Origin of the sequence: Marinitenerispora sediminis (genome assembly GCF_003336425.1) — a bacterium.
GTDB classification, from domain to species: Bacteria; Actinomycetota; Actinomycetes; order Streptosporangiales; family Streptosporangiaceae; genus Marinitenerispora; species Marinitenerispora sediminis.
On record NZ_QEIO01000159.1, the window covers coordinates 1 to 11,492 of the forward strand.

Consider the following 11,492-nt stretch of genomic DNA (forward strand, 5'->3'; position numbering starts at 1 on the left):
GCCCGTCACCTCGGCTGCATCGCCCCCGTCGTCACCAACCCCGGCGGCCGGTACCCGCCTACCGCGCGCCGCGCCCGGGATGCCCGGCACCCCGGGCGCGGCGCGCGGTAGGCGGGTACCGGCCGCCGGGGTTGGTGACGACGGGGGCGATGCAGCCGAGGTGACGGGCCGCCGGTGTCGGAGCTACCACGCGTTCCCGCTGACTCGAACTGCCCCGGAGGCCCCTCGCGCACGCCCGCACGCTGGCCGCCCGGCTCGTCCAGGGAGGCGTCAGACCGTGCAGCCCGCCGGACGGGTCGGGGTCGTCGCGGGATGCCGACGCGGCAGGCCCGTCAGCGGACGGCCGTGCTGGGTGGGGACCGGCGCGCCGGTCCCCCAGCCGGGACGTGGGGCGGCCGCGTGGCCGCGCGGCGCGGGAGACGGAGCGGGTGCGCCGACGTGGGCGGTGGCCTGCTGACCCGTGCGGCCGCCCGACACGATGACGTCGCGCTCCGGGGTGAGCCAGGCCCGGAGTTCGTAGGGCGCCAGGATGCGCTGGATCTCCGCCCCGCCGAGCCGGGCGCCGGTTCCGGCCCGTTCCAGGGCCGCGTCGCCGACCTCGCCGAACGCCTCCCACAGCGCGGGGTCGGTCACCAGCCGCTCGGCGTCGGCCCAGGCGGCGCGGAGGTCGAAGTCCGCTCGGGGGTACGTCCGCCGCAGCCCCTCGATGGCGGGCCGGTGGCTCTCGGCGGCCTCCACCCGGCAGCGTTCGCGCAACCCCGGGTGCGTGTGCTCCAGGTAGCCCATGTCGCGTAGCACCCGCGCCTCGGCGGCCTCGGCGGCCAGCAGGATCAGCAGGGCGCTCTGCGGGTGGAGGCTGGAGATGCCGCTGAGGTCGACGTGGCCGCACTTGCGGGTGCTGCCCCAGTCAGGGGTCAGCAACTGGGGATTGATCTCCAGCGCGTGCACCCGCGCCCCCACCGCCGCGCCCACGACCGCGTGGGTGGCCTCGTGGTAGAGGACCATGTTCAGAAAGTGCGGATACACGGTGATCCGGTCTGACACGGAGGTGTCCCGTCTGAGGCGCGGTGGGTGGTCGACGTGCCAATTATGTCGGTCACGGGCCGCGCGGGAGGCATGCTCGCGTCGCGCGGCCGGGGCCGGCGCGCCGTGCTGGCGAACCGCGCGGAGGCGGCGGAAAATCGGTCGCCGTTCCCGGGCGGCGGCCCGGGAAAGCCCAGCACACCCCGCGTACCGCCCGGGGAAAGTCGCCGCCCGGCACGCGGCAGGGGTGGCGAGTTTCCGCAGGTCAGCGCGAACATGAACACGTTGTTCGCGTTTGTCGGCACCCGGGGGTGTCGGAAAGGATGGCCTCCCATCGCTTATCCGCCGATACAGGGGCCTTCCGGGCACGCCCCACCCTTCCGAAGCGCCGCGTGCGAAGGCGTGCCTCCTGCTCCGCTCCGAACACGTGGGAGTGACATGACGACGCTGGTGACCGGTGCGACCGGGAACGTGGGCCGGCTGGTGGTCCGCGGGCTGCTCGACTCCGGTGAGAAGGTGCGGGCGCTCACCCGCAACCCCCGGGCGGCCGGTCTGCCCCCGGAAGCAGAGGTCGTGCGCGGCGACCTCGCCGACCCGGGGAGTCTGCCGCCCGTCCTGGAGGGCATCGACCGCGTGTACCTGTTCCCGGTGCCCGAGACCGCGCGCGAGGTCGTGGCGGCGGTGAAGGACGCCGGCGTCCGCCGCGTCGTGGTGCTGTCCTCCGGCGCCGTCACGAGCGGATTCGACACCGACTTCCACCTGCCGGTGGAACAGGCCGTCGAGGCGTCCGGCCTGGAGTGGACGCACGTGCGCCCCGGCGAGTTCGCACTGAACAAGCTCTGGCTGTGGGGACCCGGCATCCGCGCCGAACGCGTGGTGCGCTGGCCGTTCATGGAGGCCGCCTGGTTCCCGGTGCACGAAGCCGACATCGCCGACGTCGCGGTGGCCGCCCTGCTGCGGGACGGGCACGTCGGAGCCGCGTACGACGTCAACGGCCCGGAACTGGTGAGCTACCGGGAGCAGGTCCGCGCCATCGCCGACGCCATCGGCGAGGAGATCCGGGTCGAACGGGTCACGCCCGAGCAGGCACGCGAGATCTGCCGTGCCCAGGGCGGCTTCGCCGCGGCCAACGCCGACTTCCTGCTCGGCTTCACCGACTACGGCGGCGGCGAGGCCGACCCGGGCGCCTGGGAGGAACACGTCCAGGCGGCGGTCACCGCGCTGCCGACGGCCGAGCCCGTCACCGGCCGGCCGGCGCGCACCTTCGCCGAATGGGCCCGCGACCACGCGGCCGACTTCCGCTGAGACGCCCGTCCCGGCACCGGAGGAGGGGGCGGCGGACGCGGTCCCGGCCGCCTGCGTTCGGTTGCGATCGGGTAACACCTGGTCCCGCCCGCCGTGGGCCGGTGTCCGCACAGGTCACGCGGCCCCCGGCGCGACCGGGCCGGAACGGGCCGACCCGCCGGCCACCGGACGGCGTCGCGTGCGGGAGCCCGCAGTCCTGCGAAGACGGGGCGCGAGGGGCAGCGCCGCGCCGCGGACCGTCCTTCACCGACCGCTACCGCTTTGGTACGTTACGGCACGCTGTGCTATCGCGAATCGGCCTACCGGGCGCCCGCAGCGTCCGTCAGCGGCCGCCCACTCCGGTCCCACACGACTCATCCCGGACGCGTCCGGGCCCCGGAGCACGCACCTGACCCGCCGACTGGGCACTTCCTGCCGCAGTTCCGCCGCGTTCTCCCCGTCCCGATCGCGGAGACAAGTGAACGACCAGAAAGAGCAGGTATGACGGTTTCCCCCCATCACGTTCTCCGGAGACCCTCGCCGAACCGTGCCAGCCACGTCGCCTTCGGACTGGCCGGCACGTTCGCGCTCCTCGTCGGCACGGCCGCGCCCGCGCTGGCCGACACCGAGTCGGCTGGCACGGCGGACCTGGCCGCCGACATCGACGAGCTGCTGGCCGACCCCGCACTGGAGGGCGCCACGAACGGTGTCGTGGTCCGCAGCCTGTCCGAGGGCGATGTGCTCTACGAGAGCGAGCCGGGCACGGCGCTGGTCCCCGCCTCCAACACCAAGCTGCTGACCTCGGTGGCGGCCCTGGAGGTGCTGGGGACCGACCACCGGTTCACCACCACCGTCTCGGCGAGCGACCAGCCCGTCGGCGGCGTGGTCGAGGGCGACCTGCACCTCACCGGCGGAGGCGATCCGACCCTGACGGTCGGACGCTACGACGAACTCGCCGCCGACGTCGCGGCCGCCGGGGTCACCGAGGTGACCGGCGACCTGCTGGCCGACGACACGCTGTTCGACGACCAGCGGCTTCCGGAGACCTGGGACCCCAGCGACGAGCCCTACGCCTACGCCGCCCAGGTCTCCGCCCTGACCGTGGCCACCGACACCACCTACGACACCGGGGTCGTCAACGTCACGGTGAAGCCGGGCGCCGCGGCCGGCGATCCGGTGTCCGTCAACGTCAGCCCCGACGTCGGCTACGTGGCGGTCGAGGCGACCGCGAGCACCGGAAGCGCCGACAGCGCCGCCGGCCTGAGCATCACCCGGGAGTCCGGGACCAACACCATCACCGTCTCGGGCTCGCTGCCGGCCGGCGGCGGCGCCCAGGCGCAGCTCACCACCGTGGACGAGCCCACCGACCTCGCGGCGGCGGTCTTCGCCGACGCCTTGGAGGAGAACGGGGTCGAGGTGCACGGCGAGGTCGGCCGCGCCGAGACGCCGCAGGACGCGGTGCGGATCGCCGAGAGCACGTCTGCCGAGCTCGCCGACATCCTGGTGCCGTTCCTCAAGCTGTCCAACAACGGGCACGCCGAGATGCTGGTCAAGACGATCGCCCAGGAGACGACCGGCGAGGGCACCTGGGCGGCCGGGCTGCCGGAGGTCGAGGCCGCGCTGAACCGCCTGGGCCTCAAGACCGAGGGCGTGGAGCTGGCCGACGGCTCCGGGCTCACGCGCGCCAACAAGATCCCGGCCGAGGTGATCACCGAGCTGCTCGCGGTCACGCGCGAGCAGCCGTGGTCGGACACCTGGGAGAGCGCTTTGCCGGTGGCCGGTAACCCCGACCCGATGGTCGGCGGCACCCTGGCCAGCCGGATGGTGGCCACCGCGGCCGCCGGCAACGTGCACGCCAAGACCGGCAGCATGACCGGCGTCAGCGCGCTGTCCGGCTACGTCACCACGGCCGACGGCGAGGAGCTGGTGTTCAGCATCCTCAACAACGGCTACACCGGCGCCGCTCCGCGTCCGATCCAGGACGCCATCGCGGTCCGCCTGGCGGAGTTCAGCCGCGACGAGGCGACCGCCGGCACGCCGGAACCCGTGGCGCCGCTGCTCGCGGAGTCGCGTTCCGCGTCGAGCTCCTACGACGTCCCGGAGATCGAGAGCATCGAGCGCCTGGACGAGCTGGAGTGCACCTGGGCCGGCGCCTGCTAGCCCGACCCGACACGCGCCCGGGCATCCGGGCACACCGAGCGCCGGCCGGACCGCACAGGTCCGGCCGGCGCCGCTTTTCGCCGGTCCCGACGACGAGGGAACGCCCCCCGAGGGCCGGGCCGCTTGCCGGAGGGTCAGCCGGGGAGTAGAGCCCCCAGAGGTCGAAGTAGCCCCGTGCGCTCTCGGTCGCCGGCGCGATCGGGAGGCTCTAGGGTGCAGGCTTGTGACCGAACTTTCCTCCCATCTCAGCGCGACAGCGGACGCCTATGATGCTGTGGCCGTCCGCTACGCCGAACTCCCCCGCGGCGATCTAGACGCCCGGTCGCCGGACCGCGAGGTGCTCGCCGCGTTCGCCGAACTCGTGCGGACCGGCGACGCCGGGCCCGTCGCCGAGCTGGGGTGCGGCCCCGGACCGGTGACCGCGCACCTGCGGGACCTGGGGCTGGACGTCTTCGGGGTCGACCTGTCGCCGGTGATGATCGATCTCGCCCGCGAGGCCTACCCGGACCTGCGGTTCGAGGTCGGCTCCATGGACGCCCTGGACCTGGCCGGCGGCACGCTGGCCGGCATCGTGTGCTGGTATTCCGTCATCCACGCCCCGCCCGGGGACGTGCCGTCGTACCTCGCCGAGTTCCGGCGGGTACTCGCGCCTGGCGGCCACCTCCTGCTCGCCTTCTTCGAGTCGGAGGGGGAGCCGGTCACGGCGTTCGACCACAAGGTGACGACCGCCTTCCGGTGGCCGATCGACGGTCTCGCGGAGCTGGCGGGCGAAGCCGGGTTCGCCGAGGTCGGCCGGATGCTGCGTGAGCCGGGTGAGGGGGAGCGGTTCCGCCAGGGCCGGCTGCTGATGCGAAAAGGCGAGCGTCCGAGCTGATCGCCTGCCCATGCGGGGGCGGGTCGGCTCAAGCGGAACCGCCAGCGTCGCGCTGGCGGACGCGGGAGGCCGGGCCCGCCCCTGGACCGCTGGCGGGGCAGAGCGGGAGCCGGCCGGGCGGTAGGCGCGCCGGGCAGAATGTCGACATATCGACTTAGCGCTGGTACTCCCCGATCCACAGCCGCGGGGCCGTGCTCTGGAGGCGGGCGGCCATCTCGCGGCAGTCCCGATGCCCCGGACCGGGAACCGCAGCCGGGCGCCGGGCAGGTCCGGCCGCGGCGGCCGCTCGCGCTGGGGCGCGGATCGTTACCCCGTCAAGGCTCGGGAAGGTGATCACGTGACGTCGTTGTTCGACGTCACCGGACCGGTCTGCCGTTCCCGGACGGGTGACGGGGGAGGGTTACAGTTCCTCGCGCTTGACGGCGGTGAGGAAGGCGGTCCACTCGGTGCGGGAGAGGAAGAAGGCGCCGGCGTCGCGGTTCTTGGAGTCGCGGAGGGCGTGGGTGGTGGGGGACGTCGCGACCTCGACGCAGTTGCTGCTTCCACCGCTGAAAGACGCCTTTCGCCACAGGCCAAGGGCGCTGCGCTCTGAGTCTTCGCCTGTGATCATTGGTGGGCTAGCCTCCAAGGTCCGTGAGCTGACGCTGCAAGAGTTCGCGGGTCGGTTCAGTATCCAGTGCCGCTGCTCGAAGACGGTTGAAAACCGTTTCATACCGCTCCAAGTCAGCTCGTTTATCGAGGAAGATGTTAACCGAGGAGCCTTCGAGGTAGACAGCAGAGAGGTCGTCGTTGTCCAGGCGCAGGATCACGAAGCTGGCGATCTCCAGTGCAGCGTGAGCGCCAGCGCTGAAGGGCAGGACCTGCAACGTCATTCTGGGATGAGATGACACTTCGGTCAGATACCGGATCTGATCCTTCATCACGTCGACCCCACCAACACGCTGAGTGATGGCGGATTCGCCAATGATGGCCCACATGGAGCATGTCGAGTTCCACCACTTCTCCTGGCGTTCCCGGCGGACTTTGACGTGCGCCTCGATTACGTCCTCCGGATCTCCCAGGCGAATGGCCTTCGTGATGGCCCGGGCGTACTCCTCCGTCTGGAGCAGCCCCGGTATCAGTTGACACTCGTAGGTCCCAATGCTGTTGGCGGCTTCTTCGAGGCTGATGAAGGTGCCGTAGTACTCCTTCAGCTCGTACCCCTGCCACCAGTTGGACTGTTTGGCCTGCTTGCGGAGGGCGATGAGGCGGCTGAAGGTCTCATCGTCGACTCCGTAGTGCTGAAGCAGTCGCTCAAGGGCAACCACGCCGGGCACGCTGCTGTTCTCGCCCGTGCTCTCCCAGCGTGCAAGCGATGACGGCGCGACCCGGGCCGCTTTGGCGACAGCGTTGAATCCCCGGTCTGCTCGGAGCGCCCGAAGTCTCTTCGCGAGTTCCCATCTTGCCACCGTCTGTCGTTCACTCATTGTCTAGAAACCTGCCCATTCGTCAGTTCCATGACGCAGGGAATTTTTGCAAGCTCCCAGATTAGAGCTTGCAAATCACTGATCGCGCCTCCATACTACAGGTATCCGTGTCGGAGCGACTCCGTAGAGTTACCAGCTCGGTTTTTGGCGCGGTCATGAAAACGGCCCCGGCGGGTGCTAGCACCACCTGCCGGGGCCTCGTCCCACTCGCCTGACTGCACCAGGGAGCGAACATGTTCCACGTTATCCCGCGCCCCACCCCCGCGCACCCCGGCGCCGCATGGGGTCCCGCCTACGACCACTTGGGCCTGCCCGGGACCCTCGAAGCCCCCGCCGAACTCCGCCTCTGGGCCGTCCGCCGACTCATCCGGTGCGGCCGTCCCTACAGCAACAGTCCCGACCTCGCCGACGCGCTCCGTCTGGTCGCCAGCGAACTCGCCACCAACGCCATCCGGCACTCCGCCTCCGGCGAGGACGGCGGCTTCCTCATCGCCGCTCTGCACTTCCCGCACGACTGCGTCACCCTGCGCGTCTTCGACCTCGGCCCCAAGACGTCCGCACCGACCAGCCCCGCCGAACCTCCGAACGTCCTGGACGACCCCGACCTGCACGACGCCGAGCACGGGCGTGGCCTCGCGCTCATCGCCCTGCACGCGCGCCGCTACGGCTGGACCCGGCCGCCCCGTCACCGGGTCCACTCTGTCTGGGTCGAGCTGCCCGTCGAGCCCCGCCTGGAGGCGGCATGACCGCGCTGCACGTCCACCCCGCCCCGGCCGTCCAGCCGTCCTGGCGACCGGCGCCGTCAACGGCCGTCCCGGACTGGATGCGGCACACCCTCCGCGCAGAGGAAGAGGCAGCGGCCCGCGCACGCCGGATCGCGGCCGGTGCCACCGTCCGCACCCGGCGGGACGGCTCCCCGGACGACTGGCCGGACGGCTGCCCAGACGACTCCCCGGCCGCAGTTGCCCGCCGAACCGGCCGCTACCACCCCCGGCACGCCCGCCCCGGCCCGCGCCTGCGCGGGGCCCGGGGACGACGGCGCGGCACGGTGGCGCGGCTCATGCACGAAGCGCGCACCTCGATCGGCGGCATGCTGCTGCTCCCGCCGTTCACCGCCGTCGGCTACCTCTGCTCCGAGCTGCGCATGCTGCTCTTCTAACGGGCGGTCCCGCAGCACCGTCCGCAGCGCAGCGTGGGGAAGAAGTCACAACCCGGTATGGCGCCTGTGCGGCGTCACCCGGTAGAACGGTCGGCATGTCCGCCAGTAACGCACACGTCGCCGCCTGGTCCCGGATCGATGTCTCGGAGGGGCTCGGCATGGGGTCCCTCATCGCCGAACCCACCGGCTTCCGGCTGGAGGGCAGCGAGGTCGTCGCCGAGGGCGACGAGCGCTACTCCTGCCGCTTCACGGTCACGGCCGACCTGGCGTGGCGGACCCGCGTGGCGCGCGTGGAGGTGGTGTCGGGCAACGGGACGCACGTGGTGGAGCTGGCGGCCACCAGCGGCGGCCACTGGACGGTCAACGGCCACCGCGAACCGGCGCTGGACGGCTGCGTGGACGTGGACGTGGCCGCGACTCCGGTCACCAACACGCTGCCGATCCGGCGCCTCGGCCTCGCGCCGGGGGAGTACCGCGACCTCGCCGTCGCGTGGGTGGACGTGCCCAGCCTCCAGGCGCGCAGGCTGACCCAGCGCTACATCCGGCTGACCCCCACCGCCGGAGTCGACCGCTACGAGTACATCCACCCGCCCACCACCACCTACACCCTGACGGTGGACGCGGCCGGCCTGGTGATCGACTACGAGAGGTTCGCCCGCCGAGTGCGCTGACGCGGACCTGGAGCGGTCCCGGTGCCGGAGCGGTCTCCCCCTCGGCCCGACCAGCGGCGCCCCCGGCGAGCTGGGGCCGCCCCCCGGTCCGACGCGCGTCACGGCAGCGAGAAGCAGCCGGCCTCCGGGTCCCATCCGGCGTGCACGCCGTCCAGGTGCACCTGCCACTCGGCGCCGGGGACGGCGGCGCGCACCTCGCCGAGGAGCGCGAGCCAGTGCTCCACCTGCGCCGCCATGACCTCCCACGGCGCCTGGGTGTGGCTGATCTTCACGGCTCCGTCGAGGATCTCCCCGGGCGCCAGTGCGTCGTCGGAGTACCACCCGAACGGCTCGCAGTACTCCCGGACCAGCTCCCGGCCCCGGCCGGGGAAGGCATCCTCGATCCGGTCCACGAGGCCGTCACGGTACCGCTCGACCAGCGCGCCGACGCGTTCCCGCTCCTCCGGTGTGAGGGCGCGGGCGCGGGTGGCGGTGGAGTAGAGGGACGTGCCCATGGTCGGGTCCTTGTCTTCTGGGGCCGCGTGCCGGACGGTGCGGTGCGGGCCGCTACGGGGCGCCGGGGCCGGCCGGTTCGCCGTCCGGCGCGGTGTGCGGCACGTCGCGGCCGCTCGTGGCGAGCAGCAGCCAGGTGTCCGGCGGCAGTTCCGGCCGGCCGGGCACCGGCCGCCGCTCCTCCCGCCACGCCGACCCCACCGCGGCGGTGGCGACCCGCCGCCAGAACCGGGCGGCGCCGGCGTTCTCCTCCTGGAAGGCGATGGCCCACGCCCCGGCCTGGCGGCGCAGCAGCTCCAGGGCCGCCGCCAGTCCCGCACCCTGCCTGCGCAGCGCGCGGACGACGAAGAACGCCCCGATGGAGGTCGCGCCGTCGGGGAGCGGCCGGGTCAGCGCGAAGCCGACCGGGGCCGAGCCGTGGCGGACGAGGTAGGCGCGGCGGCCCGGTTCGTCGAAGAACAGCGGCAGCCGCTCGAACGGGTACCGGCCGTCCGGACCGGGGAGCGTCCCGCGGAACTCCGAGAGGTCGTGGCGCTCCAGCTGCGCCAGTCGCTCGATCACGGGGCGGAGGTCGTCGGACGCCTCTTCGAGCGTGACCCGCGCGGGGCTCTCTGCTCACTCCGGTGCGTTCATTCCGGACATGCTGCCATAACGGGCGGACAGCGCTGTGGGTCCGCGGCCGACCGCCGTCCCCCCTGCGACGACCGCCCGGCTGCCCGCGGCGACCGGACGAGGCGGGCCCGGCGCACGCGGACGGGCCGCCCTCCCGCCTGGCGCGGGACGGGGCGGCCCGGGTTGGGCGCGTCCGGCGTCAGCCGGTGAGCAGGGTGAGCCCCCAGCGGCTCAGGATCGGGTTGAGGGGCTGGAAGTAGGTGGTGCCGCCGACGGTGCAGTTGCCGGAACCGCCCGAGGTGACCCCCTGGGCCTGGGTGCCGGCGAGCCAGGAGCCGCCGGAGTCACCGCCCTCGGCGCAGGCGTTGGTGCGGGTCAGGCCGGAGACGCTGCCCTCCACGTAGCGGACCGTCTGGTTCTTAGACTGGATGGTCCCGCAGTGCCAGCCGGTGGTCTGGCCGGAGCGGCAGACGGAGGCGCCCACGGCGGCCTCCTGCGATCCGGTCACGGTGACGCTGCCGCCGCCGTAGTTGTTGACGCGGGCCGTGGGGGTGTGGCCGGAGCCCAGTCGGACGTAGCCCATGTCGCTGCCGGGGAAGACCGAGCCGCCCACCGTGCCGAGCTGGTTGCTCAGGGTGCCGCCGGACGACACGGTGTTGTACGCGGCGGAGCCTGTGGGGCCGCAGTGGCCGGCGGTCACGTAGCCGCCCACCACGCCGAAGCCGACCGAGCAGACGTAGGGGTCGGAGCCCTCGTAGAAGTAGTACGGGTTCCCGCCGACGATGGTGGCGAAGGTCCGCGGCCGCTCCCCGGTCTCGACGACCCGCACCGGCTCCGCGGTGACACCGGCGTCCGCGAGCAGTTCCCGGGCCTCGGCGCCGCCGCCGTCGAGGACGGTGACGACCACCTCGTTGGCCTCGGCGTCGACGTACCAGCCGGTGATGTCATCGCCGGCCGACGCCTCGGCCGCGTTGAGGTCGCCGACCACCGCATCGAGGTCGGACTCGCTGTACTCGACGACCTCCGCCGCGGCTCCGAGGCCGCGTACGGTCGCCGCCGCGTCGGCGTCGGTCACCGAGACGGTGAGTCCGCGGGTGTCGATGTCGAACACCGCTCCCGCGAAGGCGCCGCCGATGGCCGCACGCACCTCGGCCTCCAGGGCGCTCGCCTCCTGCTGGTCCCGCAGGAGGGTGGTCGCCTCCCTCTCGGTGAGACCGAGATCGCGCTGCATGGCGGCCAACTGCTCGGGGGAGCCCTCCGGGGCTCCGGTCTCGGCGGCTGCGGGGGCGCCGGCGGTGACGACGAGTCCGAAGGCGAGTGCGGTTCCGCCCAGGGCCCAGGGGAGCCGGGTCTTCCTCATGTACTGCCCTTTCAGGGGGAGGGGAAGGGCAGACCCGCGCCACGGGGGCTTGGCGCGGGTCCCGTCCGATGCCCGGCCATTAATCCGGACATCGTTCGTGTTTCGTCCGATAGGTGGACGAACGATGAAGAAGATAGCGAGTGACTTCGCATGGCGACAGGGGTGTGACGCAGTGTGCGCCTGCTGCGGAGGGTGCCTCCTGTTACCAAAACCTCACGCCGAGGACGGCTACATAGCGTGATGTTTCGGGTGAGTAGGGCAAACAATGGGAATCTTGGCCCATAGCCCGCAGCGCTGTATTGCCGGGGCCGAGTGTGCAAGTGGTACAGGTGTCCACTTTTGGCCACGGTGCTTTCACGGAACGTAGCGGGCGTCGAGGGTGGGGGTGCGG

At 72.5% G+C, this 11,492-nt stretch carries 12 protein-coding genes; 6 read left to right on the forward strand and 6 right to left on the reverse strand.

Features of this window, described 5'->3' with window-relative positions:
* Positions 1-270: 270 nt before the first annotated feature.
* Positions 271-1,044 (reverse strand): hypothetical protein, encoded by a 774-nt coding sequence (locus DEF28_RS22665; RefSeq protein WP_147280228.1) that lies wholly within the window; start codon positions 1,042-1,044, stop codon positions 271-273.
* 417 nt (positions 1,045-1,461) lie between these two features.
* Here DEF28_RS22665 and DEF28_RS22670 point away from each other — a divergent pair, with 417 nt between their 5' ends.
* The 3 genes from DEF28_RS22670 (at position 1,462) to DEF28_RS22680 (ending at position 5,341) form a co-directional block, all read left to right on the forward strand.
* Positions 1,462-2,328, forward strand: coding sequence for an SDR family oxidoreductase (locus tag DEF28_RS22670; RefSeq protein WP_114399974.1), 867 nt, complete (start codon positions 1,462-1,464; stop codon positions 2,326-2,328).
* 480 nt (positions 2,329-2,808) lie between these two features.
* Positions 2,809-4,467 (forward strand): D-alanyl-D-alanine carboxypeptidase/D-alanyl-D-alanine endopeptidase, encoded by a 1,659-nt coding sequence (dacB, locus tag DEF28_RS22675; RefSeq protein ID WP_114399975.1) that lies wholly within the window; start codon positions 2,809-2,811, stop codon positions 4,465-4,467.
* A gap of 223 nt (positions 4,468-4,690) precedes the next feature.
* On the forward strand, positions 4,691-5,341 hold the full coding sequence (locus tag DEF28_RS22680; RefSeq protein ID WP_114399976.1) for a class I SAM-dependent DNA methyltransferase: 651 nt from the start codon (positions 4,691-4,693) through the stop codon (positions 5,339-5,341).
* Positions 5,342-5,741: 400 nt separating this feature from the next.
* Here the strand turns inward: DEF28_RS22680 and DEF28_RS22685 are convergent, their stop codons facing one another.
* Both DEF28_RS22685 and DEF28_RS22690 read right to left on the reverse strand, forming a co-directional pair.
* Positions 5,742-5,951 (reverse strand): DUF397 domain-containing protein, encoded by a 210-nt coding sequence (locus DEF28_RS22685; RefSeq protein ID WP_114399977.1) that lies wholly within the window; start codon positions 5,949-5,951, stop codon positions 5,742-5,744.
* A gap of 7 nt (positions 5,952-5,958) precedes the next feature.
* Positions 5,959-6,807: a helix-turn-helix domain-containing protein gene (locus DEF28_RS22690; protein WP_114399978.1), complete on the reverse strand. Its 849-nt coding sequence runs from the start codon at positions 6,805-6,807 to the stop codon at positions 5,959-5,961.
* A 233-nt stretch (positions 6,808-7,040) separates the two neighbouring features.
* Between DEF28_RS22690 and DEF28_RS22695 the strand changes: the two genes are divergently transcribed.
* The 3 genes from DEF28_RS22695 (at position 7,041) to DEF28_RS22705 (ending at position 8,637) form a co-directional block, all read left to right on the forward strand.
* Entirely contained in the window at positions 7,041-7,553 is a 513-nt protein-coding gene (locus DEF28_RS22695; protein ID WP_114399979.1) for an ATP-binding protein, read from the forward strand.
* The gene (locus DEF28_RS22700; protein ID WP_114399980.1) at positions 7,550-7,966 is read left to right on the forward strand and encodes a hypothetical protein; all 417 of its coding nucleotides are present in this window, start codon (positions 7,550-7,552) and stop codon (positions 7,964-7,966) included. The genes DEF28_RS22695 and DEF28_RS22700 overlap by 4 nt, the downstream gene beginning before the upstream one ends.
* 95 nt (positions 7,967-8,061) lie before the next feature.
* Complete coding sequence (locus tag DEF28_RS22705; protein ID WP_114399981.1) at positions 8,062-8,637, forward strand: putative glycolipid-binding domain-containing protein; 576 nt, start codon at positions 8,062-8,064, stop codon at positions 8,635-8,637.
* Between the two features lie 98 nt (positions 8,638-8,735).
* On the opposite strand, the gene DEF28_RS22710 is transcribed toward DEF28_RS22705, so the two are convergent.
* The 3 genes from DEF28_RS22710 to DEF28_RS22720 all read right to left on the reverse strand — a co-directional run bounded on the left by DEF28_RS22710 (position 8,736) and on the right by DEF28_RS22720 (position 11,101).
* The gene (locus DEF28_RS22710; RefSeq protein ID WP_114399982.1) at positions 8,736-9,131 is read right to left on the reverse strand and encodes a hypothetical protein; all 396 of its coding nucleotides are present in this window, start codon (positions 9,129-9,131) and stop codon (positions 8,736-8,738) included.
* A gap of 52 nt (positions 9,132-9,183) precedes the next feature.
* Positions 9,184-9,690, reverse strand: a complete 507-nt coding sequence (locus DEF28_RS22715; protein ID WP_114399983.1) for a GNAT family N-acetyltransferase — start codon at positions 9,688-9,690, stop codon at positions 9,184-9,186.
* 250 nt (positions 9,691-9,940) lie between these two features.
* Positions 9,941-11,101, reverse strand: coding sequence for a S1 family peptidase (locus DEF28_RS22720; protein WP_114399984.1), 1,161 nt, complete (start codon positions 11,099-11,101; stop codon positions 9,941-9,943).
* Between the last annotated feature and the right edge of the window lie 391 nt (positions 11,102-11,492).